20 protein-coding genes are annotated in these 26,769 nt (G+C 65.4%); 5 read left to right on the top strand and 15 right to left on the bottom strand.

The genetic code is table 11. The features are described from left to right. Positions 1–109 precede the first annotated feature (109 nt). The 3 genes from malK to EA798_RS03800 all read right to left on the bottom strand — a co-directional run bounded on the left by malK (position 110) and on the right by EA798_RS03800 (position 3,629). Complete coding sequence (malK, locus tag EA798_RS03810) at positions 110–1,225, bottom strand: maltose/maltodextrin ABC transporter ATP-binding protein MalK (RefSeq protein WP_122098100.1); 1,116 nt, start codon at positions 1,223–1,225, stop codon at positions 110–112. A 76-nt stretch (positions 1,226–1,301) separates the two neighbouring features. Beyond that, positions 1,302–2,930, bottom strand: coding sequence for an alpha-glucosidase (locus EA798_RS03805; protein ID WP_122098099.1), 1,629 nt, complete (start codon positions 2,928–2,930; stop codon positions 1,302–1,304). A gap of 150 nt (positions 2,931–3,080) precedes the next feature. Beyond that, positions 3,081–3,629 (bottom strand): sugar O-acetyltransferase, encoded by a 549-nt coding sequence (locus EA798_RS03800; RefSeq protein ID WP_122098098.1) that lies wholly within the window; start codon positions 3,627–3,629, stop codon positions 3,081–3,083. A gap of 177 nt (positions 3,630–3,806) precedes the next feature. Here EA798_RS03800 and EA798_RS03795 point away from each other — a divergent pair, with 177 nt between their 5' ends. Then, positions 3,807–4,430 carry a glutathione S-transferase family protein gene (locus tag EA798_RS03795; protein ID WP_122098097.1) on the top strand — a complete coding sequence of 208 codons (624 nt, stop codon included), beginning with the start codon at positions 3,807–3,809 and terminating at the stop codon, positions 4,428–4,430. 45 nt (positions 4,431–4,475) lie between these two features. Here EA798_RS03795 and EA798_RS03790 read toward each other — a convergent pair whose 3' ends face one another. From EA798_RS03790 to malE, 5 genes are all read right to left on the bottom strand, one after another. Then, positions 4,476–4,904 (bottom strand): hypothetical protein, encoded by a 429-nt coding sequence (locus tag EA798_RS03790; RefSeq protein ID WP_122098096.1) that lies wholly within the window; start codon positions 4,902–4,904, stop codon positions 4,476–4,478. 136 nt (positions 4,905–5,040) lie between these two features. After that, a complete protein-coding gene (malT, locus tag EA798_RS03785; protein ID WP_122098095.1) occupies positions 5,041–7,788 on the bottom strand; it encodes an HTH-type transcriptional regulator MalT in 2,748 nt (915 codons plus the stop codon). A 99-nt stretch (positions 7,789–7,887) separates the two neighbouring features. Further along, complete coding sequence (gene malG / locus EA798_RS03780; RefSeq protein WP_038663183.1) at positions 7,888–8,778, bottom strand: maltose ABC transporter permease MalG; 891 nt, start codon at positions 8,776–8,778, stop codon at positions 7,888–7,890. Between the two features lie 10 nt (positions 8,779–8,788). After that, on the bottom strand, positions 8,789–10,354 hold the full coding sequence (gene malF / locus EA798_RS03775) for a maltose ABC transporter permease MalF (RefSeq protein ID WP_208643705.1): 1,566 nt from the start codon (positions 10,352–10,354) through the stop codon (positions 8,789–8,791). Positions 10,355–10,421: 67 nt separating this feature from the next. Beyond that, positions 10,422–11,609: a maltose/maltodextrin ABC transporter substrate-binding protein MalE gene (malE, locus tag EA798_RS03770; protein ID WP_122098093.1), complete on the bottom strand. Its 1,188-nt coding sequence runs from the start codon at positions 11,607–11,609 to the stop codon at positions 10,422–10,424. Between the two features lie 252 nt (positions 11,610–11,861). Here malE and EA798_RS03765 point away from each other — a divergent pair, with 252 nt between their 5' ends. Beyond that, positions 11,862–13,931 (top strand): alpha-amylase, encoded by a 2,070-nt coding sequence (locus tag EA798_RS03765; RefSeq protein WP_122098092.1) that lies wholly within the window; start codon positions 11,862–11,864, stop codon positions 13,929–13,931. Continuing rightward, positions 13,928–15,046, top strand: coding sequence for a hypothetical protein (locus tag EA798_RS03760; protein ID WP_122098091.1), 1,119 nt, complete (start codon positions 13,928–13,930; stop codon positions 15,044–15,046). The genes EA798_RS03765 and EA798_RS03760 overlap by 4 nt, the downstream gene beginning before the upstream one ends. 357 nt (positions 15,047–15,403) lie before the next feature. On the opposite strand, the gene mta is transcribed toward EA798_RS03760, so the two are convergent. Continuing rightward, a complete protein-coding gene (gene mta / locus EA798_RS03755; protein ID WP_038663198.1) occupies positions 15,404–17,062 on the bottom strand; it encodes a glucan 1,4-alpha-maltotetraohydrolase in 1,659 nt (552 codons plus the stop codon). A 387-nt stretch (positions 17,063–17,449) separates the two neighbouring features. On the opposite strand from mta, the gene EA798_RS03745 reads away from it, so the two are divergent. Together EA798_RS03745 and EA798_RS03740 are read left to right on the top strand one after the other, a co-directional pair. After that, positions 17,450–18,742: a maltoporin gene (locus tag EA798_RS03745; protein ID WP_106157695.1), complete on the top strand. Its 1,293-nt coding sequence runs from the start codon at positions 17,450–17,452 to the stop codon at positions 18,740–18,742. A 120-nt stretch (positions 18,743–18,862) separates the two neighbouring features. Then, the gene (locus EA798_RS03740; protein ID WP_122098090.1) at positions 18,863–19,786 is read left to right on the top strand and encodes a MalM family protein; all 924 of its coding nucleotides are present in this window, start codon (positions 18,863–18,865) and stop codon (positions 19,784–19,786) included. 829 nt (positions 19,787–20,615) lie between these two features. On the opposite strand, the gene sugE is transcribed toward EA798_RS03740, so the two are convergent. The 6 genes from sugE to zwf form a co-directional block, all read right to left on the bottom strand. After that, complete coding sequence (gene sugE, locus EA798_RS03735) at positions 20,616–20,936, bottom strand: quaternary ammonium compound efflux SMR transporter SugE (RefSeq protein WP_003283584.1); 321 nt, start codon at positions 20,934–20,936, stop codon at positions 20,616–20,618. 270 nt (positions 20,937–21,206) lie between these two features. After that, positions 21,207–22,070 carry an aldo/keto reductase gene (locus EA798_RS03730; RefSeq protein ID WP_122098089.1) on the bottom strand — a complete coding sequence of 288 codons (864 nt, stop codon included), beginning with the start codon at positions 22,068–22,070 and terminating at the stop codon, positions 21,207–21,209. Between the two features lie 12 nt (positions 22,071–22,082). Next, positions 22,083–23,711, bottom strand: coding sequence for an NADP-dependent glyceraldehyde-3-phosphate dehydrogenase (locus EA798_RS03725; RefSeq protein ID WP_122098088.1), 1,629 nt, complete (start codon positions 23,709–23,711; stop codon positions 22,083–22,085). Between the two features lie 70 nt (positions 23,712–23,781). Next, positions 23,782–24,519, bottom strand: coding sequence for a bifunctional 4-hydroxy-2-oxoglutarate aldolase/2-dehydro-3-deoxy-phosphogluconate aldolase (locus EA798_RS03720; RefSeq protein WP_122098087.1), 738 nt, complete (start codon positions 24,517–24,519; stop codon positions 23,782–23,784). Positions 24,520–24,537: 18 nt separating this feature from the next. After that, entirely contained in the window at positions 24,538–25,251 is a 714-nt protein-coding gene (pgl, locus tag EA798_RS03715) for a 6-phosphogluconolactonase (protein WP_122098086.1), read from the bottom strand. Further along, positions 25,238–26,707, bottom strand: a complete 1,470-nt coding sequence (zwf, locus tag EA798_RS03710; RefSeq protein WP_041014497.1) for a glucose-6-phosphate dehydrogenase — start codon at positions 26,705–26,707, stop codon at positions 25,238–25,240. The genes pgl and zwf overlap by 14 nt, the downstream gene beginning before the upstream one ends. Between the last annotated feature and the right edge of the window lie 62 nt (positions 26,708–26,769).

The raw sequence follows: 26,769 nt of genomic DNA, 5'->3' as shown, positions 1-26,769 counted from the left end.
GACGCCTGCTGCAATTGCAGCGCGAAGCTGCCCTAGTCCCTGATTGGTGCGGCAGGGCGATTGAGCCCTGTCGCAGCGCTGCCCTTCTACGCACAGCGTATTGAACCAATCATCCGTAAATCGCCGGCTCCCGATAGTGCCGGGTGCAGGCCTCACCGTTTTCACGGAACAGGTGGCACTTGTCGGCCTTGAGGCCAGCGGCAAAGGTTTCACCTTCGGTGACGCGCAGGTTGCCGTCGACGCAAAGGGTGATCACGTCCTGCAGGCGCTCCAGCGTGAGGTACAGGAGGTTGTACTGGCCCAGCCGTTCGGCCACGGTGATCTGGCCGTGGAAGGTGAAGTCGGCCTCTTCCGGCATGACGAAGTGTTCGGGGCGAATGCCGAGGGTGAGCGGGTCGCCGGGGCTCACCGCGCTGCCGTCCACCGGCAGGGTCAGTGGGTAACCGCTGGGCAGCTCGATGGTGACGGCTTCAGGGCTGGCGGAAATGGCCCGCACCTCGACGAAGTTCATTTGTGGCGAGCCAAGAAAGCCAGCCACGAAACGGTTCTTCGGGTAGTGGTACAGATGCAGCGGCTGGCCGACCTGGGCAATTTCGCCGGCATTGAGCACGACGATCTTGTCGGCCAGGGTCATGGCTTCAACCTGATCGTGGGTCACGTAGATCATGGTGGAGCGGATGCGCTGGTGCAGACGGGCGATCTCGATGCGCATCTGCACGCGGAGGAAAGCATCGAGGTTCGACAGGGGCTCATCGAAGAGGAAGACCTTCGGCTCGCGGACCATGGTGCGGCCGATGGCGACGCGCTGGCGCTGACCGCCAGAGAGGTCCTTGGGTTTGCGTTCGAGCAGCTTTTCCAGTTGCAGGATTTCCGCGACCGCCTCCACGCGGCGCGCGATCTCGCGCTTGTCGACGCTGGCGAGCTTGAGGCCGAAGGCCATGTTCTCAGCAACGGTCATGTGCGGATAAAGCGCATAGGACTGAAAGACCATGCCCACCGAGCGATCCTTGGGTGGCAGGTCATTGACCCGCTGGTCGCCGATCAGCAGATCGCCCGAGGTGATGTCCTCCAGCCCGGCGATCAATCGCAGCAGGGTGGATTTGCCGCAACCGGATGGGCCGACGAAGACGACGAATTCGCCGTCTTCGATATCCAGGTCGATATGCCGGGTGATCGGCGTACCGTCGTAACTCTTGCAGATGTCGCGCAGCGTGACACTGGCCATCGTTGTTGTTCTCCGTTGGATGCCGCCATGCACTCTCTATTTGCAGCGGCGGGCTGGCCCACCGCTGCCAACTCGCTTAACCCTCGAGCCGCACGTAGCCGAAACCATGGGCCGGCAGCCGTGCCCATTGCCCATCGTATTCGGCGAAGCTGGCCGGCACGTCCACCAGCGGCACCGCCTGCCCGGGCAGCTCATAGCTGCGCGGCACGTCGCCCAGGTTGAACAGGCACAGCCAGACTTGCTCGCCGAGGCGCCGCTCGAACACCAGCAGGGCGTCGTCATGGTAGACCATGTGGATATCGCCCTCGATCAGCAGGCGCTGCTCACGTCGCCAGCCGAGAAAACGCCGATAACAGTTGAGCATCGAATGCGGATCGGCTTCCTGCGCCGCCACCGACAGCGAGCGGTGCGAGTCATCCACCGGCAACCACGGCTGGCTCCCGGTAAAGCCGGCATGATGCGCCTCGCTCTGCCACGGCATCGGCGTGCGGCATCCGTCGCGCCCTTTGAATTCCGGCCAGAAGGTAATGCCGTACGGATCGACCAGATCTTCGTAGCGCAGTTCCGCTTCCGGCAGGCCCAGCTCTTCGCCCTGGTACATGCAAACGCTGCCACGCAGTGATAACAACAGTGCCATCAGCAACCGGCCGCGCTCCGGGTCGGGTCGGCCATTGAGCGCCCAGCGCGTCATCACCCGCACCACGTCGTGGTTACCCATGGACCAGCACGACCAACCGTCCGCGAGTTCGCGCTCGATGCCTTCCACGGTGTGGCGGATATAGGCCGGGCTGCACTGCTCGGTGAGCAGGTCGAAGGAATACGCCATGTGCAGCGTGTCGCCGCCGCTGGTGTAGGCGGCCATGGTGCGTAGCGACTCGTCGCAGCCGATCTCGGCCACCGAGGACGCGCCGGGATAGCGCTGCAGCAGGGCACGCAGACGACGGAGGAAATCCATGTTTTCCGGCCGTGTCTTGTCGTAGATATGGCGCTGGTAGGCGTAAGGGTTGTCGATACGCACACCGATGCTGCCTTCGCGAATCTCGGTATTTGACGGGTTGTCGCGCAGTTCGGCATCGTGGAAGTAGAAGTTCGCGGCATCCAGGCGGAACCCGTCTACGCCGAGCTTGAGCCAGAACTCCATATCATCGAGCACCTGATCCTGCACAGCCTGGCAGTGGAAGTTCAGGTCCGGCTGGCTGGAGAGGAAGTTATGCAGGTAGTACTGCCGGCGCCGGCTGTCCCAGCTCCAGGCCGGACCGCCGAACACCGACAGCCAGTTGTTCGGCACGGTGCCGTCCGGCTTGGGGTCGGCCCAGACGTACCAGTCGGCCTTGTCGTTGTCGCGGCTGGAACGGCTTTCGACGAACCACTGATGCTGGTCGGAGGAATGGTTGAGTACCTGGTCGATCAGCACGCGCATGCCGCGTTCGTGGCACGCCTCGACCAGCCGGACGAAGTCGTCCAGCGTGCCGAACAGCGGATCGACGCCGCGGTAATCGGCCACGTCGTAGCCGAAATCCTTCATCGGCGAGGTGAAGAAAGGCGACAGCCAGATGGCGTCGACGTTGAGGCTGGCGATGTAGTCCAGCTTGTGCAGCACGCCGGGCAGGTCGCCCACGCCGTCGCCGTTGCTGTCGAAGAAACTACGTGGGTAGACCTGATAGATCACCCCGCCGCGCCACCAATTCTGAAGTTGCTCGGACATGCCACGTTACCTATGAGTGACCAGTGAAGATGTGGCCACTCTAGGTGCGGCAACCGGTCGCAACATCCTCCGGCGGCGGGCTGTTGCAGGCGTAAGGGCCGGGCGTAGACCGCCCGCTTGCCGAGGGCGTAGACGGCGACAGCGAGCCGGTCAGCGCAGCCGCGCCGGGTTGCCGACCACCGTGGCACCGGCCGGCACGTCACGGGTGACCACGCTGCCGGCGCCGATCACCGCGTCGTCACCTACCGTCACACCCGGGAGGATGATCGCCCCGCCACCGACCCAGACGTTGCGACCGATATGGATAGGCCGGCCGAACTCCACTCCCGAACGGCGCGCCTCGGGATCACGCGGATGGTCGGCGGTGTAGAGCTGTACCGCCGGGCCGATCTGCGCACCGGCGCCGATATGCACCTCGACCACATCGAGAATCACGCAGTTGAAATTGAGAAAGGCGCCTTCGCCCAGGTGGATGTTGTAGCCGTAGTCGCAGTGGAACGGCGGGCGGATCACCGCACCGGCACCGACCGAGGCCAGCCGCTCGGCCAGCAGCGCCCGGCGCTCGTCCGGCGAGGCGGCGAGTGCTGCGTTGTAGCGCACCATCCAGGCCTTGGCCGCGGCCTGATCGGCAACGATCTCCGGGTCACCGGGGTAGTAAAGCTCACCGGCCAGCATCTTCTGTTTCTCGCTCATCGCCATGGCAACGTCTCCATCTCTGAAAGCCCGAGGGTGCCACAGCCAGGCGCTGCACTCCTCCTCCCCCGCCCGGCGGCCAACGGACGAGGCGATAGATGGTTCCGCACGATGCCTTCGCATCCACCGGCGGGCTCGACTAGGGTTGATGCACTGTTCACCCTCGCCTTCGGAGCATTGCCTGTGAAACTGATCGGTCGCTACATGTCGCCTTTCGTCCGCCGCGTCGGCGTCAGCCTGCATCTGTTGGACATACCGTTCACCAACGAACCGCTCAGCGTTCTGACGGATAGTCTGAAGATTCGCGAGTACTCGCCGCTGGGTCGAGTGCCCGCGTTGGTGCTGAACGATGGGCAGGTGCTGATCGACAGCAATGCCATCCTCGATTATTTCGATCAGCAGGCGGGCGCCGAGCGCGCACTGCTGCCGCTGTCCGGCACTGAGCGCATCGAAGCGATGAACCTGCTGGCCTTTGCCGTCGGTGCCTGCGAGAAAACCGTGGCGGCGTATTACGAGCGCGATCGGCGGCCGGAAGGGCTGGTCTGGGACGACTGGTATCGTCATTGCGAGGATCAGGCGCGCGGCGCGCTGGCGTTGCTGGACGCACGCCAGGCCGAGCGCGGCGAGCGACCGTTGCTGGGCGAGCGCATGAGTCAGGTGGATATCAGCGCGGTGGTCGCCTATGACTTCGCCCGCCTCACCCTGCCCGACACGCTGGCGCCGGACGGCGCGTTCCCCCACCTGGCCTCAGCGTCACAGCGCGCCAACACCCTGCCCGCCTTCGCCCGGACGCAGTGGAAGGGCTGAGCGGCGCCCTGCAGTCCAAGCGCTATCGGCGCATTGCCGGTGAGCTCAGCGCGGCGCGCGAACCTGGGCCACCACCTCGTCAAGGGTCGGGTTGGCCTTGCCCATGCCATTGAAGAACACGGCGGGAATGCCACCGCTGAGCACCGCGACGGTGCGCTGCAGCTGGGCCCGCTGCTCGGCGTCGGGGTTGCTCGTCTCGGTACTGAAGTGGCTGGAGCGCTGCACCGCGATGCCCATGCGGGACAGCCCGGCCGCCAGCTCGTCGGCCCGCCGCGCTTCATCAGAAGGACAGTTGACCGGCGCAAAAACCATCACCACGCCCGGGCGCGCACCACCGGGCATCGCCACCGAGATGAACCCCGAGGGGCTGCTTGTCGTGCTTGCCTGGAGCAATGCCTCCTGCTGATGGCCGCTCCACAGTTTGTAGCCGAGACCCAGGACGGCGGCGATAAACAGCACGCGGGCCAGGCTCATGGGCGGCCTCCGTCGTGCTGTGCTGCGCCGAGCGGGCGCCGGCCGGTTCGTTGAGCTGTCGTTATCATCCGCCACATCCCTGTTGTGCTGTACGGCCCGCGAGCATAGCCGGTCGCATCGGCGGCGGCGAGCGGGCCTAGTCCCCCTGAATCTTGCTCAGCAGGTCGCGTGCCAGCTGCACCGCTTCGCTGCGATGGGTGATGTTGAGCTTCTGGTAGAGGCTGCGGATGTGCGTCTTGATGGTGGTGGGCGCGACGTTGAGGTGATCGGCGATCTGCTCGTTGGACTGCCCGGCGTGGATCAGGCTGAGCACCTGCCATTCGCGCCGGGTCAGCGGTGAGCGACGGATCAGCTCGGGCACGTCGGGGCGGTTGATGATGTCCTGGATCACCGCCTCGTCGAGGGTGATGCGGATGGCGCGGCTGAAGTCGCGCTGCTGCTGCGCCAGCTGGATCAGCCGCGTGGCACGCTGGGCTTCCGGCTCGTCGAGGGTGCGCTCGTGCAGCAGGCACTTGAGCATGCCGATGATCGGCTTGCCGACTCGCAGGAAGCTGCCGATCGCGCCGCTGCCGCTGGCCAAGGTCATGGCCCGTTGCAAATGGTCGAGCGCCTGCTGGCGTTCTTCACGCAGCCAGTGCAGCTGCGCCAGGAGGATGTGGTTGCGATTGCGGTCCATCAGCAGACCGTGACACTCGGCGTCGGTCAGCAACTGGCGCAGGATCGGCAACGCGCTGTCCAGCTGCCCCAGCGATACATGGGCACGGGCGTGATTGCGCGCGTTGAGCTGGGAGAAGTGGTTGGCACCAGCGCTGACCGGTGGCGCACTGATCAGCCATTGACGAATTGCCTCGCGGTCCTGGCTGGAATCCCAATAAGCAAGCATCACCGCATGGGCATTGGCCAGCCAGTCGATGTGGTAGCGATCATCGGCGAGCATCGTTTGCATCTGGCCGATGTAATCGGCGCAGGCATTCTGCTGGCCGCGGGCGTAGGCGACGCCGGCCAGCAGTGCGTGGCTCTGTAGGCGCCAGCGCTGGTCACCAAGTTCGTCGAGAATCTGGATGCCCTGCAGCGCGCACTGCTCGGCGGCATCCAGCTGATGCCACTCCAGCAGCACCTGACCGCGTACCCGGTAGATGAACTCGACAATCGGCGTGGCCTGCAGGTTCTGCTGTTCGATGTACTGGATGGCCCTTTCCTGCAGCGTGTAGGCCTTCTGCAGATGCCCCTGGGCGATGGCGATTTCAGACAGTTGGCCAAGGTTCCACACCACCAGATGCGAAGCATTGATCTCCCGTGCGCGACGCTCGGCTTCCTCGTACTGCTTCTGCGCCTGCGGCAGTGCCCCCTGCACGAAATGCGCCTCGGCTAGCCCTGACATCGCTGCCACGCGCGAGGTGCGCATGATCAGCGGTTCGCGGGTCAGCGCCTCCTGAGCCAGTGCGATGGCGCGTTGTTCATCGCCCTGGTTCATCGCCACCTGCGCCCGGACGGCATTGAACTCGCAGACAATGCGCGCCCAATCCTGTTCGGAGCAGCTGCGCTGCAGGGTCAGCTCGCTGGCCTTGAACCAGCGCTCGACGTGATCGAACTGATAGGAGTTCTGCGACACCCAGGCCTGCAACAGGGTTAGCAGCGGCGAGCCGGCGATTACCGGTTCTGGCAGGGTTTCCAGGCATTGCTGCAATAGCCCGAGACGGCCCTGACGATAGAAGGCGCGCCCGTGGCGCTGCAGAATTTCCGCGACCTGCTGCGGATCACTCGCCTGCACCGCGTGCCGTGCGGCCTCTTCGGGCATGTTTTCGGCCAGTAGCGCCTCGGCGGCACGCAGATGCAGCTGATTGACCCGCTGCGGCTGGTGGGTGCGCAGCTCGCCCTGCAGGAACACGGCGAACAATGGGTGATAGCTGTACCAGCGACGCAGGCTGTCCAGCGGCTGGATGAACAGCCCGCTGCGCTCGAGCCGCTCGAGCATTTCGCGGCCGTGGCAGGCTTCGGTCAGGCGGTCGGCCAGTGCCGCATCAAAGCGATCGAGCAGGCAAGTGGCTTCAAGAAAACCACGCAGGTCTTCAGGCAGACCCTCGACCACCTGTTCGCGCATGTAGTCGCGGATATCGGGGTGGCCAAGCAGCAGGTTTTCCAGAAACAGGTCCATGCCGCGGCTGGTCTGCACTTCCTGCAGCGCCAGCTGCAGTGCGCAGGGCCAGCCACCGATGCGGCGGTTGAGCCGTTCGACCTGCTCGCGGTTGATGTTTACCGGCACGCCCAGCTCCAGCAGGGCCTGCACCTCGTCGTCCTCGAACGCCAGCTGGCGGGCATCGAGCAGCAGCAGCTGATGCTTGACCCGCAGCTCGGCAACGCCAAGCTCCGGCAGCCGGCGGCTGCACACCAGCAACGTCATCCAGCAGGGCATATGCCGCAGGAAGAAGCGCAGCCCGGCGATCAGCTCACGCTCGTGCAGCACTTCAAATTCATCGAGCACGATCAGGATCGCCTCGTGCTCGCCCGGCAGTTCGGCCAGCAGTTGAGTGAACAGCGCATCCAGCGAGACCTGGCCCTGCTCGGCGAGTGCAGCGGATAGCGGGCAACCGGCATCGAGCTGGCGGTCCAGCGCCTGGGTCAGGTAGCGGGCGAACTGCAGCGCCAGGTTATCGCTGGCATGCAGCTGTAGCCAGGCGACGCGGCCATCGAAGGCCCGCGCCCATTGCGCTGCAAGGGTGGTTTTGCCGAAGCCGCTGGCCGCATGCAGCACGGCCAGGCGTACCTGTGGCAGGCGCAGTTGCCACTCGTCCAGTCGTGGGCGTTCGAGCAGGCCCGGCGGCAGCATGGGGATCGCCAGCTTGGTGGGGATCAGCGGCAGCAAGGCTGGCATCGAGGCATTCATGGACGGCTCCCTGTTCTCGTTATTGTTCTCGTCGTGGCCTGGCGCACCGGCTCGCATGGCTTCCGCTCCCCGGTCTCGCGCCCTGTTTCGCTATATCCTTCAGCCCTTCACGCCGCCCGCGGTAAGACCGCCGACGATCCACTTCTGGCAGTAGAGGAACACCGCGGTGATAGGTATCCCGGAGAGCACCGCCGCCGCGGCGAAATCACCCCACAGGTAGTTTTGCGGGTACAGGTACTGCTGGGCACCCACCGACAGGGTCAGCTTGTCCACGTCCATCAGCAGCACCGAGGCGATGGGGTACTCGGTGACACTGGTGATGAATGCCAGGATGAACACCACCGCCAGGATCGGCACGCTCATCGGCAACAGGATATGGAAGAACGCCTGCCAGGTGGTCGCGCCATCTACGATGGCGGCTTCCTCCAACGAGGCATCGATGCTCTCGAAGTAACCCTTGATGGTCCAGATATGCAGTGCCATGCCGCCCAGCGAGGCGACGATCACCGCGCCGTGGCTGTTCACCCCGAGCCAGCTGACGTGCTGACCAAGCTGGTCGAACAGCGCGTAGATGGCCACCAGCGAGAGTACCGGCGGAAACATCTGAAAGATCAGCATGCCTTTGAGGATCGGCGCTTTGCCGCCGAAACGCATGCGTGCGAAGGCGTAGGCGCTGGTAGTCGACAAGAGCAGGATCAGCACCGAGCTGACCAGCGCGATCTTCACCGAATTCCACAGCCACAGCAGCACCGGGAATGGCGGCTGGGTGACGCTGCCATCCTCGTGGGTGTAGGGGATGCCCAGCGCCAGCGACCAGTGCTCCAGCGTCGGGTTCTCGGGGAAAAGGCTGCCGGTGGCGAAGTTACCCTCGCGGAAGGAAATCGAGATCACCATCAGCAGCGGAAAGAGGATCACCGCAACGAACGCCAGCAGCGCCGCGTGGGTTGCCCACAGCCGGTAACGGGCGGATTTGGGTTGCACCATGGCCATGCGGTTCTCCTTATACCTTCACTTTCGAGAGTTTGAGGTTGAGCAGCGCCATGGCGCCCACCAGCAGGAAGATCATCGTGGCGATCGCCGCGGCCAGGGCGAAGTCCTGCCCGGAGTCCTGGAAGGCGATGCGGTAGGTGTAGCTGACCAGCAGATCCGTGGTGCCGGCCGGCGTGGTCGCGCCGATGATGTCCGGGCCGCCGCGGGTCAACAGCGTGATCAGCACGAAGTTGTTGAAGTTGAAGGCAAAGCTTGCGATCAGCAGCGGCATCAGCGGCTTGATCAGCTGCGGCAGGGTGATGCGCAGCAGGTTGTCCAGCGGACTGGCGCCGTCGATCGCCGATGCCTCGTACTGGTCCCGCGGGATGGCCTGCAGCAGCCCCATGCACAGCAGCAGCATGTACGGGTAGCCGAGCCAGGTGTTGACGATGAGAATCATCGTGCGCGCCAGGGCCGGGTCGCTGAACCAGTCCGGGCGCATGCCGAACAGGCTGTCGAGCAGCAAGTTGATCTCACCGAAGTTCTGGTTGAACAGGCCGCGGAACACCAGGATCGAAATGAATGCCGGTACCGCATACGGAAGGATCAGCATCAGTCGGTAGAAGGCCTTGCCGCGCACCAGTTCCCACTGCAGCAGGCTGGCCAGCACCAGGCCCAAGGCCAGTGTGAAGACCACCGTCAGGCCGGCGAAAGCGAAGGTCCAGGCGAAGATCTGCATGAAGGGTTCGCGGATGCTCGGCTCGGTCAGCACCCGGGAGAAGTTGGCGAAGCCGGCGAACACGGTGAAGCCCGGTGGCACAGCCTTGCCGGTTTCGTCGACATAGAAGCCGCGCTCCATGTCGGCGGTCAGCCGCGCGCCCGTGCGGTTGTCGACCAGCACGCCGGGGCCATCCTGCCGATATTGCGGCTCCACCGCCGCCACCTCGCGTAGCCCGTACAGCCGCAGCAGGCTGCCGTCCGGGGCCTGCATCACCCACTGTTCCAGCGCCTTGCGTCGCTGTATCACCTCGCGCAGCGCCAGCGCATCGCCCAACTCACCAGCGGCTTCGGCCGGTTGCAGGGAAAGCGGCGCTTCGACGTCTGGCTCTCCGGTCAACGGCGGGCTGACGAACACGCCCTGCTCGCCCTTGTCGATGCGCAGACGCTCGCCATCAGGACTTTGATGCAGCGTAAAACGGAAGCGCTCGCCGGCCAGGTAGGTCTGATTGAGGTGATAACGCTCGACCTGTGCCTGGCTCAGCAGATGGCTGCCGCTGTAGTTGGTAAAGCCGATGCCCACGGTGTAGAGCAGCGGGAAGATCACGAACACCAGCATCCCCGCCACCGACGGGAAGATGTAGCGCTGCGCGTACATGCGCCGGTTGATGAACAGGTAGCTGGCGATGCCCGAGACCACCAGCCCGAGCAGGGCGAATGCCATCTGCCCCTGAACGTAGAGGGCAACCACCAGATACAGCGCAAAGGCATTGAAGGCCAGCCAAAGCAGCCAGCGCAGGCCTGTGGTCACGGGGCGGGGCAGGCCCCAGGGAGTCGAACGGGTCATGGCAGGGCTGGGCAACTCGGCACGGGCATTCACGGGAGAAGAACCTATATGAACGGAGCTTAGTCTGCCGGCGCGCCTGTGCAGGCGGCCGGCGACGGGTTCAACGGGTGATGCGCTTGGCGGCATCATCCAGCGCGGCATCGACGTCCTGTCGGCCGGAGGTGATGTTGGTCAGCGCAGCGGCCATGGATGACCAGAACGCGCCCATCTCCGGCACGTTGGGCATCGGCTCACCCATTTGCGCGTTCTCGAAGGTCGCCTTGATGTGCGGGTTGGCAGACAGCTCTTCCATGTAGGCCGTGTTGGCCACGGCGCCCAGCGGCACGTCGGCGTTCACGGTCTTCAGCCCCTCGACCTGCAGCAGGTAGTTCTCGAGGAACTCCACGGCCAGATCCTTGTTCGGGCTGGCGGCGTTGAGCAGCGCCGCAGCAACGCCAACGAAGGGCTTGCCCGGCTCGCCGTCGACACCCGGAATCGGTGCTACGCCGAAGTCGATGCCACTCTTCTCGATGTTCGACCAGGCCCAGGGGCCGCTGATCATCATCGCCGAATCGCCTTTGTTGAACGCCGCCTCAGCCACGCTGTAGTCGGCACCCTTGGGCATTGCACCCTTGTCGATCAGGTCGCGCAGCACCTGCGCACCGGCCTTGGCGCCAGCGTTGTTAACCCCGGTGGACTTGACGTTGTAACCGCCGTCGTTCTGCTCGAATACGTAACCACCCTTGGCCGAAAGCAGCGGCCAGGTGAAATAGGTGTTGTTGTAGTCCCAGAGAATGGCGCGCTTGCCTTGGGCGGCGAGCTTCTCGTTTAGCGCGAGAACGTCATCGAAGGTCTTCGGCGGGGTGTCCACCAGCGCCTTGTTGTAGATCAGGCCGATGGTTTCCACCGAAATCGGGTAGCCCCACAGCTTGTTGTCGTAGGTCACCGCCTGCCAGGAGAAGTCGGCGATGCCGGACTTGGTGTCGGCGCTGGGGGTAACCGGGGTGAGCAGGCCGCTCTTGGCCCATTCGCCAATGCGGTCGTGGGCCCAGATGAAGATGTCCGGGCCGTTGCCGGTGGCCGCAGCCTGCTGGAACTTGTCGGTGGCGCTGTCGGGATGGGCCACTTCGACGGGGATGCCGGTTTCGGCGGTGAACTTCTTGCCAACTTCGGCCAGGCCTTTATAGCCCTTGTCGCCGTTGATCCAGACAACCAGCTTGCCTTCCTCGATCGCCGCCAGCGCCGGTAGCGGCAGGCTGAAGGTGGCCGCCAGGCCGACGGTGGCGATACACCAGAATTTCTTGTTCATGCTTCGCTTTCCTCGTGGCTTCTTATTAGTTGTTCCACCTGCTGCCGGCCTGAGGCTCTGGCAGTCGTTCCATCCTCGGCGCGTCCTATGCCATGTGCATCCTCCTCCCCAAGGGGGCGGAGGGCGTAGAAGCGGGGCGTAGATAGTTGGTCGCAGCCACACAAAATACGCCATCAGACTAGCGTTTACGCCTATACCCAGCTGCAAACGCGCGGTCAAATGTAGCGAAAAAGCATAATGGAGCCACATCTGATGCGTGCCCACCGGTTATCCGTCCTACCGCTACTGTTCGGCCTCGCCCTGCCCTTGTCCGGCCTCGCCGCTCCCGAGCTGAGCGTTCGCCTGAACGACCAGCCGCTGTCACCGAGCTGGAACCCGCTGGCAGCCGATCGCTACGACACGGAGCTGGAACTTGAACCCGGTCGGCTGCATCTGGTGATGCCGCAAGCAGGCGTCGAAAACAGCGCGCTTGCGCCGTTCCGTCGTCAGCCGCTTGGCAAAGACAGCGCCTACCGCTACGAAGTGCCCGAGGCCGGGCGCTATCGTTTGATCGTCGAGACCGGCCCGGACGCGGCGCTGCGCTTGTTGCCGATCAAGGCCGCCGAACCGAAGGCGGCTGCGTCGGTCTGCCAGGCCTGGGATGGCGGCGCGGTGGAGGTGGCGGTTGGCGACGTGTTCCGCGATGGCCAGACCCTGCGCGACGCGCTGTCCGGCGCCACGACGGTGGTCCGCGACGGCCGGGTCAGGCTGCACCCCGCCACCGGCAGCGACGGCCTCTTGCTGCTCGAAGCCGCCGAGCCGGCCAAACCGGCACCGCACGACTGGCGCAACGCGATCGTCTACTTCGTGCTCACCGACCGCTTCGCCAATGGCGATCAAGGCAACGACCGCAGCTATGGCCGCGAGCCGGATGGAGAACAGGAGATCGGCACCTTCCACGGCGGCGACCTCAAGGGGCTGACCGAGCGGCTCGACCATATCGCCAGCCTGGGCGTCGACGCGCTGTGGATCAGCGCGCCCTACGAGCAGATCCACGGCTGGGTCGGCGGCGGCGATCGCGGCGACTTCCGCCACTACGGTTACCACGGCTACTACGCACTCGACTTCACCCAGCTCGACGCCAACATGGGCAGCGAGAACGACCTGCGCACCCTCATCAGCGCGGCCCATGCCCGCGGCATCCGCGTGCTCTTCGATGTGGTGATGAACCACCCCGGCTACTCGACCCTGCAGGACATGCAGCAACAGGGCTTCGGCGCCCTGCGCGACGGCATGGCCGACTACCTGCCCGAGCAGTGGAGCGCCTGGCAGCCGGAGCCCCACGAGAACCTGCACGCCTACCACAACCTGGTGGATTACGAGCACCCGAGCTGGGCCGCCTGGTGGGGCCGCGACTGGGTGCGGGCCGGCATCGCCGATTACGACACACCGCCCAGCAGCACGGTCGATCCGCTCAAGGGCTCGCTTGCCTTTCTGCCGGATTTCCGCACCGAGTCCGAGGCGGTCGTCGCGCTGCCGGAGTTTCTCGCGCGCAAGGCGCAGACCCGTGCCGAGCCGCGCGAAGGCTACCGCGTGCGCGACTACCTAATCGAATGGCTGACCGGCTGGGTCCGCGAGTTCGGCGTCGACGGCTTTCGTGTCGACACCGTCAAGCATGTCGAACCCGCCACCTGGGCCGAACTGCGCGCCGCCGCGGAGCGCGCCCGCGCCGATTGGGCTAGTACCAACCCGGACGATCCCATGGCCAGCGAGCCGTTCTGGATGGTCGGCGAAGTGTTCGGCCACGGCCCCGAAGCCAGCGACTATCTGAACCAGGGCTTCGATGCGCTGATCAACTTCGACTTTCAGGAGCAGGCCGTGGCTGCCAGCGACTGCCTCGCCGCCGCCGAACCCAGCTACGCCGACTATGCCAGGCGCCTGGCCGAGACGCCCGGGCACAACCTGCTGAGCTACGCCTCGTCCCACGACACAGCGCTGTTCAACCAGCTCGCCAAGGGTGACCTGACCCGCCAGCGCGGCCTCGCCGCCGCCCTGCTGCTGGCGCCCGGCGCGGTGCAGGTCTATTACGGCGACGAAAGCGCGCGCGCCTTCGGTGCCAGCGGTTCGGACCCGTATCAGGGCACCCGCAGTTCGATGAACTGGGCCGAACACCAACGCCCTGAAGTTGCCGCACTGATCGAGCACTGGCAGCGGATTGGTCAGTTCCGTGCGCGCCATCCGGCCATCGGCGCGGGTGAACACAAACTGCTTTCGCCCGGCCAGCCCTATGCCTTCGCCCGCGAGCTGGGCGAGGACAAGGTCATCGTGGTGCAGGCACGATGAGTGCCGCCTCGCTGACCGCAGCGGCACGGCGCCAGGCCCAGCTGGCCTTTCTCGCCAGCGGCACCGAGTTTCGCCTGGGCCGCGCGGAGGATTGCCCGCTGCCACCGGAACAACTGGCGGCGGTGCGTGGCGACGAGCCCTGGGTGCGCGCCTGTCTCGACGACGGCCTGACCGCTCGGGTCTACCGCGTGCAGCTGGCCGGGCGCGACTGGGCGCTGAAGGTCGCCCGGCGGCCCTGTCGTGTGCAGAACCCGGACGGCCAGACGAGCTTTCTCAACGAGCTGCAGCGCCGCCGCGACCTTGCCCGGCTGATGCGCACGCCGGAGCAGGCCGAACGCCTGGCCGGCATCGTGCCGACGCAGTACGCCTCGCTGCAGCAGGGCATCGTGCTGTCGCCCTGGGTCGAAGGCCGGCGCATCGATCGCTGGGACGAACGTCAGCTCGTCGAGCTGTTCGACCTGCTGATCGCCCTGCTGCTGGCCGGCCTGTTCGAATGGGATCTGGCGCCTGGCAATACCCTGGACGATGGCCGCATCCGCCTGTTCGATTTCGGCTACCTCTACCCCTTCGACCCGCTGCGCCAGTACAACAGCGACGGCCTGGCCTCGCCTGGCTTTCACCCCGCCGAGCGTTTCGAGACGCGCCAGCTGTTCGCCTGCCTGCTGCGTCTGGAACAGCAAAGCGAGACATGGGCACTGGCGGATTTCGAGCTGGAGAAACGCATCGCGCTGGATGCCTACGAGCGGTTGCAGCGAGAACTCGCCGCCCGTGGTGCCAGCCAGGGCGTGCTGGACTGGCTGAGCGGCCTGATGCGTCGCTGGCGCAACGCGCTGGCTGGCGATCTAGGCGGGTTATACCTGCAGGAGGCCTGGCGCTCGCACTGGCTGGACGTGAAGGACGACCTCAGCGGGCAGAGCTGCACGCCGCTTACCCTGCAGCGCCTGGCCTGGCTCCGGAATAAAGCCACTGCCCTGCATGCCGACCTGCTCGCCAGCGGCGCACTGGCCAACGAGCGAAACCCCGGCCGCGATGCCTTGCTCGACGAGCTACGCCAGGCCGAAGCCCAGGCGATTCGTTGGCAATTGGCAGATGTTCAGAACGCCCAAGAGGTATGAGCCGCGCGGGTGGGGCGACGCTATCGCCACAGCGGGAACCTGAAGGTTGGCTGCAAGGCGAAGCTCCGCTGCGGTGGGCTGAAGCCCATTCTACGATGCGGCCAATCTCGCCCTACGCGTAAGCGTGCGACTCGCAACGGCAGTCGTCCCTGTAGGTACCAGCAGCACCTGCGCTGTCTCGCTCAAAATCCGCAGCTGGACCAGCCGCCGTAGGGTGGGCTTCAACCCACCACAACGATCCCAGCAACAGCCACGCGGCTACCAGGAACCACGGCCGAACCCAACACAACGGTGCCGCCAACAAAAAACCCGCCTCACATAGGCGAGGCGGGCCACAGGTGCTCGTGCTTCTTAGGGCTAGAAGCGCCCGACCGTACTGGTGCCTTCGCTGGGCGTCAGGCGGTTGTTCGCCCCGCCCTGCCACTGCCGCACCAGCGTTGCGTTGGCCTCATTGCGGATCAGGCATTTCCATTCCACGTTCTGGCCGGCAGGCAGCGAGATGCTGCCTTTCCAGGTCGGGTAGCCGCTGGTATCGGTCAGGCGCACGGCCGATGTTGGGCTCCAGTTGCCAAGCTGGCTGACGTTACCGGCCGCGTAGACGCTGTCACCAGGTTGCGTCACACCGTTGTCGCAGCGGAAGTTGACGCTGACCAAGGCGCCGGGCTCACCACCACCGTTATCGCCACCGCTCCCGGCGCCGCTGCGCCATACCCGCACCTGCCCGTTGCTGGCATTGACCGCCTCGCTGAAGCTGCCGCTGGCGACCTGGCCGGGATTGCCCAGGTTGGAGTTGAGCGCCACCACCAGGGTTTGCTGGGTTCCGCTGACGGTGGCGACCAGGCCGCTGTAGCCTTCATGGAAGCTGATCGCCGAGTCCGCGCGCACGCCAGCCGCGCGGCGCACCTGGATCAGCTGGCGGATGAAGTCACCGTAGCCCCAGTCGTACATGTGCGACCAGTACACCACCGGCGTGCCGGGGCTGGTGAGGATGTAGGCGTAGGCCTGGCGAATCAGCCCGTCTTGCAGCGCCCAGTGGTGCTGCCCGCCGTTCTGCCCGGGCGAATAGCCGGTGTCGTGGTTGTCGACAAAGGTCACCGCCACCTCGCGCCAGCGCGGGTCGGGGTTGCCGTTCAGGCCGTTCTTCCAGTCGGCGATCGAGCCGTTCTGCATGCGCTCCTTGAGGGCGAAGTCGAACACCGGGCACTTGGCCCGATCGGACCAGTCCTTGATGATCTGCTGCCAGCTGGCGGTGTTGCGCCAGTCCCAGCTCGGGTATTCCGAGGGGCCTTTCCACAGCTCGCCGACGCAGAAGCTGTTGTCGGCACTGTCGGTCATCCAGCTGTTGACCCGCTCCGGTGCGAAGCCGCGGACGAAATCGAAGCGGAAGCCGCCGGCGCCGTACTGGCTGCGCAGATTGGCGAACTCGTCGCGGAACATGCCGTAGACCTGCGGATGGCTGGTGTTGAGGTCTGCATCGCCGCCGACGAAACGGTCGCCGTCGTCGCAGTCATTGGGATAATTGCCCGGATCGGCGCAGTCGTTGCGCCAGAAGCCCTGACCGGCCGGCAGGTTGATTTCCTTGTTCGGGTAGCCGCGGTTCATGTGGTTGGGCACCACGTCGTAGAGCACCTTCACCCCGGCACCACCCAGCGCCCCGGCGGCCTGGCGCAGCTGGGCATCGCTGCCATAGCGGCCGTTCTTGTTGAAGTCGTGCCAGAAGTAACCTTCGCCGCCGCCGGACTTGCCGCCTTCGCTCCAGCTGGAGAAGTCACGCCAGGGCACCGGCATCCAGATTGACGAGAAGCCGTCGGCAGCGATGGTCGAGGCCTGTTGGCGGAGGATGTTGTACCAGTCGTTGGGCGCTTCGCGGACGACGTTCCAGTGGAAGCCCTGGAGGATGATTTCGTCGCCGCCGTGGTAGCGAACCCCGGCCGGGCTCTTGCCGGCCTGATCGGCCAATGCGGGAAACGGCAGCAGGACTGCCGCCAATACGGCGGCACGCAGGATGTGGCTCATCGCAATACTCCGGTTCTTGTGCTTGTACGGGTATCCGACGGCAAGGCCGCCAGACGAGGATGAACGCCGGCCGGGTCTTCGACCGGCACCCGCAGGCTGCCCCTGCACGCCCCCGTCACCAACCTCCCCCGCCCAGTTGCAGGCGGCGTAGTGGCCAGGCCGAAGGCCCCTGGCAATCATCTGCACCCCTCTCGTCTCATCCCCACCCCGGGGATTACGCCGTTCTCATCCCTGGTACGCCCTCGCCCTGCGCCAGCGAAATCCGCTGCCGGGAGGATGCTGCCGCCGTTCCTATCCCCGAGGCTTCTGCCACCCAGCTGCGCCGCCCCTGGCAGGCAGCTACGGCGTGATCGATTCGGCATTAACAAGAAAAACAAGGACCTCGTCATGAAGCACACCGCGCACCCCCTGTTCGTCCTCAAACCCGCCTGCCTGCTTGCCGCCCTGCTGGTCGGCGGCCCGGCCCTGGCGGTCGACTTCCACGGCTATCTGCGTTCGGGCGTCGGCGCCACGGCCGGCGGCGGCGACCAGGCCTGCTTCCAGGCCGCCGGTGCACCGGCGAAATATCGCCTGGGCAACGAATGCGAAACCTACGCCGAGATCGGCCTCGGCCAGGAGGTGTGGAGCGAAGGCAACCGCAGCTTCTACGTCGACAGCATGATCGCCTACCGCTCCGACCAGGGTAACGACTGGGAAGCCACCGGCACCGACACCAACGGCGGCGAGAACAACCCCTTCGACGAGGCCGGCACCACCTCCATCCGCCAGTTCAACGTGGTCGGCAAGAACCTCATCCCGAGCCTGCCGGGCGCGGCGATCTGGGCCGGCAAGCGCTACTACAAGCGCCACGACGTGCACATCAACGACTACTACTACTGGGACGTCTCCGGCCCCGGCGCCGGTATCGAAGACATCGACCTGGGCTTCGCCAAGGCGAGCGTGGCGTGGATTCGCAACACCGACGGCGACTGGGTCTACCAGGGTTCGGGCACTGGCACCAACCTGGCCAACGACACCCTCGACTTCCGCCTCGCCGAGATCGACGTCAACCCGGGCGGCAAGCTGGAGATCGGCTACGACTACGGCAAGGCCAACCTCACCGACGAGCAGGAGCGCGACCCCGGCTACCAGGACCAGAAAGGTCATCTGGTCACCCTCGAGCACACCCAGAGCGACTGGTTCGGCGGCTACAACAAGCTCGCCCTGCAGTACGGCACCGACGGCATCATCGGCAGCAGCGGGCGCAACAACACCGGTAACAGCGACGGCAAGATGTTCCGCCTGGTCAACCAGGGCGTGGTCGGCCTGACCGACAACATCGAGATGATGTACGTGCAGATCTACGAGGACCGCGACTTCGACAACGACTCCGGGCAGACCTGGGCCAGCTTCGGCGTGCGCCCGGTGTACAAGTGGAGCGACGTGATGAGCACCGCGCTGGAGTTCGGCTATGACCGCGTTGATCCGCAGGCCGACGGCGAGCGCAGCCGCGACCTGAAGAAGCTCACCCTCGCCCAGCAGTGGTCGGCGGGCAACAGCTTCTGGGCGCGCCCGCAGATCCGCGTGTTCGCCACCTACGCCAAATGGGACGGCGGACGTTACCAGGCCGCCAGCGAGTCCATCGATGCCGGTGACGACGACGGCATCACCTTCGGCGTGCAGGCCGAGGCCTGGTGGTAAACCGCACCGTTTGAACGCCGTTGCGCCAACCGCGACGGCGCCCTTTCCGCTCCCACCGTCCTGACGGTGCCTTTGCCCCGACGCTGGCAGGTCGGGGCATTTTTTGTTCGGAGAACCATCATGCATCGCTTGTCCTTTCTTACCGCCGGGCTATTGATCCTGGCGCTCACCGGCTGCGGTAGCGAACCGCTGCGCCGGGTCGATGCCCTCACCACCAGCCCCAAGCCGCTGGAACGGCCGATCGAACAGGCGCGTAGTGCGCTGGCCGCCGCCCCGACCTGCTGCAGTGGGATCGACCAGTTGCCGTACCAGCCACTCGAAGCCGGCTTCACCGGTGACGTGCTGATCGACACCCAGGCGCCGGCTTACAGCTTCGAGACCGGCAAGAGTTTCTTCCGCGCCTTCAGCCTGCCGGCCGGCGGCCCCTCATTCGAGATCCGTCTCTACAGCCAGGCCGGCAGCAGCGTGCTGGCGCCCAACGCCATGCTGCTGGACAGCCGCATGCGCCCGACCCGACTGCTGGATGGTGACGATTTCACCTACGTGCCGCCCACCGGGCTGAAAGGCGACAGCCTGGATGCACGCATCCGCATCGACCGCTCCCAGCCTGAACACCCTGGCAACGAGCGCTACCTGATCCTCTACACCAGCGACGCACAGATGGCCGGGCAGACCGTTTTGCAGCACCCGGCCAAGGCCTATGCCAAGGCAGCGGGCAACGAGCCGCCGAGCATTCCCGATCCAGTGGCGCCGCACTCGCCGGTGGGGGTGATCAGGCTGGTGATGATCCCCGACCGTGACGCCAATGCCCCGGCCAAGGGCTACGTGCCCGGCTACAGCATCGGCCAGGAAATGGGCAACGAACTGCCCGGCACGCCGGGACCGGCAGTACTGCCAGAAACCTCGGCCTACTACCGCCAGGCGATTGATGCCGCACTGACGCAGAAGGACCTGGAACGCGCCCTGCGCCTGGCCGAAGAAGCCACGCGAGTGGGTGATAGCGGAGCGAAGAAGTACCTGCTGGAGCGCATCGAGATTCGCTGAACAAAACCGGCAAGTGCGCGCACCATCGCCTGCTACCACTGTAGGGTGGGCTTCAGCCCACCAGATGCAGGAGGGCCGACTCTCCCAGCCGGCCCGGTACGAACGAGACGACTCGCACATCTGCGCCATCGAAGCGGTGGATGGATAAAACGTCATCCACCCTACGACGCCTGCTGGCACCGTAGGGTGGGCTTCAGCCCACCAGATGCAGGAGGGCCGACTCTCCCAGCCGGCCCGGTACGAACGAGACGACTCGCACATCTGCGCCATCGAAGCGGTGGATGGATAAAACGTCATCCACCCTACGACGCCTGCTGGCACCGTAGGGTGGGCTTCAGCCCACCAGATGCAGGAGGGCCGACTCTCCCAGCCGGCCCGGTACGAACGAGACGACTCGCACATCTGCGCCATCGAAGCGGTGGATGGATAAAACGTCATCCACCCTACGACGCCTGCTGGCACCGTAGGGTGGGCTTCAGCCCACCAGATGCAGGAGGGCCGACTCTCCCAGCCGGCCCGGTACGAACGAGACGACTCGCACATCTGCGCCATCGAAGCGGTGGATGGATAAAACGTCATCCACCCTACGACGCCTGCTGGCACCGTAGGGTGGGCTTCAGCCCACCAGATGCAGGAGGGCCGACTCTCCCAGCCGGCCCGGTACGAACGAGACGACTCGCACATCTGCGCCATCGAAGCGGTGAATGGATAAAGCGTCATCCACCCTACGACGTCTGCTGGCACCGTAGGGTGGGCTTCTGCCCACCAATTGCAGGAAGGCCGAGTGCGCAAACCGCCTTGCGCGCACGTCAGGACACGGCGCTGCGCGTCAGGCCGTCAGCTTCAACCCCACCAACCCCGCCAGCAGCAGCACGACACTGACGAGCCGCGCGGTCGAAGCACTCTCGCCGAAGATGACAATACCCAGGGCTACAGTGCCTAGCGCACCGATTCCGACCCAAATGGCATAGGCGGTACCCACCGGCAATACCTGCATTGCGCGGGCGAGAAGGAAGAAGCTGGCGGCCATGGCCACCAGGGTGAGCACGCTCGGCAGCGGGCGGGTGAAGCCTTCGGAAGCCTTGAGGCCAATGGCCCAACCTACTTCCAGGAGGCCGGCAATGGTCAACATGATCCAGGCCGAATGCATGACGATGACTCCATCAACTGCAGGGCCGTCCCCGCACGATTCGACATGCCAGCGGGTCGTCCCGCGGCGGACGCGACCCTAGCACAGCCGCGCACCAATTTGGACCACGCACAGGGCCCATTGATCGATAGCGTTCCTAATCGGGAAATGCCGAACCATCGCAGATGTCCGCGGTAGATGGATGAAGCGTCATCCACCCTACGAACCTCGCGTAGGGTGGAAAACTGCGAAGCATTTTCCACCTTAGATAGCGGACAGATCTCCCCTGCCTCAGGCCACCTCATGCCCGCGGGCCGCTTCGCTCAGGTAGAACCAGGCGGGACGGTCCAGCTCCAGTTCAGCGCCCAGCAGCGCCTCCTCGATCCGCTCCCAGCGCAGGCTGCCGAGGATCGGCAACGGACGACCGGGTAGCTGCCGCAGCCAGGCCAGCGCCACCTGATTGGCCGTTGCGCCCCGATCCGCGGCGACTTCTTCGAGCGCACTGCGCAGTCGCTCGCCGAAACGCCCACCGGCCATCGGCGACCAGGCCAGCACCTGCAGACCGGCAGCCTGCAGCGCATGCAAACCGCCATCCCACACCCAGTCCTGGGCCTGCAGTGACAGCTCGATCTGGTTGCAGCGCAGCGGCACGCACTGGGCCAGTGCCTGGCAATGCAGGATGCCGGCGTTTGACAGCCCGGCCCAGCCGACCTTGCCGCTGGCGATCAGGTCGTTCAGCGTGTCGGCCACCTCGTCGACCTGCAGCAGCGGGTCCGGGCGATGCAGCAGGAAGCCATCGAGCCGCTCGACACCCAGCCGCGCCAGGCTATCGTCCACCGCCCGGCGCAGATAGCGGGCACTGGAGTCGTAATGCTTGACCCGCCAGCGCGAACAGTCTTGCTCCGCCGGCACGATATCGGCCTTGCCGATGATCTGCAGGCGCTGGCGCAACCCGGGTGCCTGACGCAGGGCCGCGCCGAAGTGCGCCTCGCATTGCCCGCCGGCATAGATGTCGGCATGGTCGAAGCCGTTCAGCCCGCGCTCGACACAGCGTTCGATAAAGCCCAGCAACGCCTGGGGCTCGCCCAACTCGGGGTATTCCAGCAGGCGCATCATGCCCAGCAACAGCGGCTGGGCGAGCACGGGTGCGGCCATCGTGGCGCTCCGTCAGAAGATGTAGTCGGTGGTCAGGAAGCTCGACTGGCGGTCACGAATGATCCGGTCGACCAGCTCCTTGTTGGCCTCGTTGAAGCGCGTCGCCACCAGGGTACGGATGGAGAACACGCGCAGGGCGTCATGTACCGACAGCGTGCCTTCGGCGGAATTCTTGCGACCATTGAACGGGTAGCTGTCCGGCCCGCGCTGGCACTGGGCATTGATGTTGATGCGACCGACCTGGTTGACGAAGGCATCCACCAGCTCGCCGACCTGCGCCGGATCGTTGCCGAAGATCGACAGCTGCTGGCCGTAGTCGGAGGCGGTCACATAGTCGATCACTTCCTGCAGGTCGCGGTACGGCACTACCGGCACCAGCGGGCCAAACTGCTCTTCGTGATAGACACGCATGGACGAATCAACCGGGCTCAGCACCGCCGGATGAAAGAAGGTTTGGTGCGACTCGCCGCCGCCGGCATTGACCACTCGCGCGCCCTTGGCCACGGCGTCTTCGAGCACCGCATGCAGATAATCGGTCTTGCCCGGCTCGGGCAGCGGCGTCAGCGCGACGCCGGGCTCCCAGGGCATGCCCGGCTTGAGCGCGTTGACCCGCGCAGCGAAGCGTTCGAGGAAACCATCGAGCACCGCCTCATGCACGAAGAGGATCTTCAATGCCGTGCAACGCTGGCCATTGAACGACAGCGCACCGGTCACCGCCTCTTCCACGGCGTTGTCCAGATCGACATCCGGCAGAACGATGCCCGGGTTCTTCGCATCCAGCCCCAGCGCGGCGCGCAGGCGGTGCGGACGCGGGTGCAGTTTCTTCAGATCGGCGGCGCCCTTGTGGGTGCCGATAAAGGCGAACACGTCGATCTTGCCGCTGGCCATCAGCGCGCTGACCGTCTCGCGGCCTCGACCGTAGATGACATTGATGACGCCGGCCGGGAAGCTGTCGCGGAAGGCTTCGAGCAGCGGATGTACCAGCAGCACACCGAACTTGGCCGGTTTGAACACCACCGTGTTGCCCATGATCAGCGCCGGGATCAGCGTGGTGAAGGTTTCATTCAGCGGGTAGTTGTACGGCCCCATGCACAGCGCCACGCCCATCGGTACCCGACGGATCTGCCCCAACGTACCCTGCTCCAGCTCGAAGCGGCTGGAGCTGCGGTCCAGTTCCTTCAGAGCATGGATGGTGTCGACGATGTAGTCGCAGGTGCGGTCGAATTCCTTCTCCGAATCCTTGAGGTTCTTGCCAATCTCCCACATCAGCAGCTTGACCACCGCGTCGCGCTGTTCGCGCATGCGCGCCAGAAAGCTCTCGACATGGGCGATGCGCTCGGCCACGCGCATGGTTGGCCAGGCACCGCGACCGTAGTCATAGGCGGCGACAGCGGCGTCCAATGCACGCAACGCGGCGTCGGCATCCAGCAACGGCGTGCTGCCGAGGACCACCTGATGCTCGCTGCCATCGGCCTCGCGCAGAAACACCGGGCTGCGAACTTCGGCCAGCGGGCCGTCCCAGTGCATCAACTCGCCATCGACCAGATAATCGCGCTGCGTCACCGGTGCGTCCGGACGATAGGCTTCGGGAATCTCATCCAGACGGGGGAAAAGCTCGGAAAGCGGGCGCGCGTTGCTCATGCAACCTCCAGGTAGCGAGAAGATAGGGGAAGATGCGGCGGGCCTTCGCCCGCCGCGGGGGATGGGACGATTACAGCTCCCGCTGTTCGGCACGCTCGGCGCGCAGGTCGAAGTCGCGCGGCAGCTCGGCCGCCGGCGCGCTGTCCAGCGCCTGCAGGGCCTGGCGCGTGGCGCTTTCGATGGCGGCCCAATCGCCGGCACGCACGGCCTTGGCGTCGACCATCCAGGTGCCGCCAACGCACATCACATTGGCCAGGCTGAGGTAATCCCGCGCATTGCGCGCATTGACGCCGCCGGTCGGGCAGAAGCGGATGTCACCGAACGGCCCGCCGAGCGCCTTGAGCGCTGCCACGCCGCCACAGATCTCGGCGGGGAACAGCTTGAAGCGGCGATAGCCCATCGCGTAGCCGAGCATAATTTCCGAAGCACTGGCGACGCCTGGCAGCAGCGGTAGCGGGCCCTGCAAGGCGGCTTCAAGCAACGCCGGCGTGCTGCCGGGCGAGACGATGAACTGTGCACCAGCGGCCTCGGCCTGCTCGAGCATGTTGGCGTCGAGCACGGTGCCGGCGCCGACGATCAGCTCCGGACGCTGCTCGCGCAGCAGGCGAATGGCGCCCAGGCCCAGCGCCGAACGCAGGGTGATTTCGAGCACGCGCAGGCCACCGGCGGCCAGAGCATCGGCCAGCGGCAGAATGTCCGCCTCACGCTCGATGGTGATCACCGGCAGGATGCGCGCAGCGCTGCACCACTTGTCGATCAGGGCGATCTTGTCGTTCATGGCGTCGGCGCTGGTTTGGATAGATGTCATGGAAGATTCCTTGCGGCCTCAGGGGCACCAGTAGATTTCGAGGGGACGGGCGAGGAAGGCGCGAATCGGCATCGCTTCGTAGGGCTCGCCAGCCAGGGCCTGATTGAGCGTGGCTAGCTTGCCCGGGCCGTGCAGAGCGAGCAGCGTCAGGCGGGCGCTGGCCAGCAGCGACAGGCTCATACTCAGGCGCTGGCGCGGCACAGTTGGCGCCTGCATCGGCAGGCAGCGCCGCGTACCACGCGGGTCGAGCGCCTGCTGCAGATTCGGGCTCTCCGGGAACAGCGAGGCTGTGTGGCCGTCCTCGCCCATGCCCAGCACCAGCACGTCGATCGGCGGCAGCTCGGCCAATACGGCGTCGGCGCGTTCGGCGGCCTCTTCCAGAATCGCCGCGCTCTGGTACAGGCCAACCAGGCGTGCCGCGGCGGCCGGCCCCTGCAACAGATGGCGACGCAGCAGGCCTTCGTTGCTGTCGGGATGGCTGACCGGCACCCAGCGCTCGTCGGCGAGGCTGACGGTGACCTTGGCCCAATCCAGTTCCTGCTGCGCCAGGCGCTCGAAGAAGGCGATCGGGCTGCGGCCGCCGGAAACCACCAGGGTCGCCGCACCGCGCTCGGTGATCGCACCACGCAGGGCGTTGCTAACGGTCAGTGCCAGTTCGCCGGCCAGCTGCTCGGCGTCACCAAGGCTGAAACCCAGGGTCTGCACGGGCAGATCGAGATTAGAGATCGTCATACCAACTCCTGCCATCACGGCTGATCAGGGCAATCGAGGCAGCCGGTCCCCAGCTGCCTGCTGCATAAGGTTTGGGTGGGGCGCCGACGCGCTGCCAGCCGTCGATCAGCTGGTCGCACCACTTCCAGGCGTATTCGATTTCGTCCTTGCGCACGAAGAGGTTCTGGTTGCCCTTCATCACTTCCAACAACAGGCGCTCGTAGGCATCGGGGATACGCGGGCTCTTGTAGGTTTCCGAGAAGTTCAGCTGCAGCGGGCCGCTGCGCAGCTGCATGCCCTTGTCCAGGCCCTGGTCCTTGGTCATAACCAGCAGCGAGATGCCCTCCTGCGGCTGCAGGCGGATGATCAGCTTGTTGCCGATCAGCTGGCGCTGTTCCGGGGCGAAGATGTAGTGCGGCGGCGCCTTGAAGTGGATAACGATCTGCGACAGCTTCTGCGGCATGCGCTTACCGGTACGCAGGTAGAACGGCACGCCGGCCCAGCGCCAATTGCAGATTTCCGCCCGCAGCGCGACGAAGGTTTCGGTGTCGCTCTGGGTGTTGGAGTTTTCTTCCTCCAGATAGCCCGGCACGTGGCGGCCAAGGATGCTGCCGGCGACGTACTGGCCGCGCACCAGCTGCTGGCCAAGATGCTCCGGCGCGATGGGCGCCAGCGCCTTGAGCACCTTGACCTTCTCGTCGCGGATGCTGTCGGCCGAGAGGTCGCTGGGCGGGTCCATGGCGATCAGGCAGAGCAACTGCAGCAGGTGATTCTGGATCATGTCGCGCAGCTGGCCGGCCTGGTCGAAGTAGCCCCAGCGGCCCTCGATGCCGACGGTTTCGGCGACGGTGATCTCCACGTGGGAGATGTGGTTCTGGTTCCACTGGGTTTCGAACAGGCTGTTGGCGAAGCGCAGGGCGATCAGGTTCTGCACCGTGTCCTTGCCCAGGTAATGATCGATGCGGTAGGTGCGGTCTTCCGGGAAGAAGCGCGCCACCGCGTCGTTCACTTCGCGGGAAGATTCCAGGTCATGGCCGATGGGCTTTTCCAGCACCACGCGGGTGCGCTCGGCCAGCCCGGCCTCGGCCAGCCCGGCGCAGATCGCACCGTAGACAGATGCCGGGGTGGCGAAGAAGGCGACGATGCTTTCCGCGTTGCCGGCCTTGTCCGCTAGCGCGACGAAATCCTCGGCGCGGCGGAAATCCATGCTCAGGTAGTCCAGGCGCGCCATGAAGCGCTGCAGCACGGCTTCGTCGAGGTCGCGCTCGCCGACGTGGCGACGCAGATGTTCTTCGATCATCGCCAGATGGCTCGCCGCCTCGCCGCTCTCACGAGCCAGCGCGAGCAGGCGCGTTTCGGTTGGCAGCAGGCCGGCGCGATCAAGCTGATAGAGCGCGGGAAACAGCTTGCGCAGGGCCAGATCACCGAGGGCGCCGAACAGCGCCAGGGTGCAGGGTTCGACAGATAATGGCGTCATGATGTTTGTTCTTCTACTAAAACTGCACTATGAATACACGGCGATGCCCTGTTATTCAAGTT

It is taken from the genome of Pseudomonas songnenensis, assembly GCF_003696315.1.
GTDB classification, from domain to species: Bacteria; Pseudomonadota; Gammaproteobacteria; order Pseudomonadales; family Pseudomonadaceae; genus Stutzerimonas; species Stutzerimonas songnenensis.
This window is presented reverse-complemented; position numbering and strand designations above follow the sequence as displayed.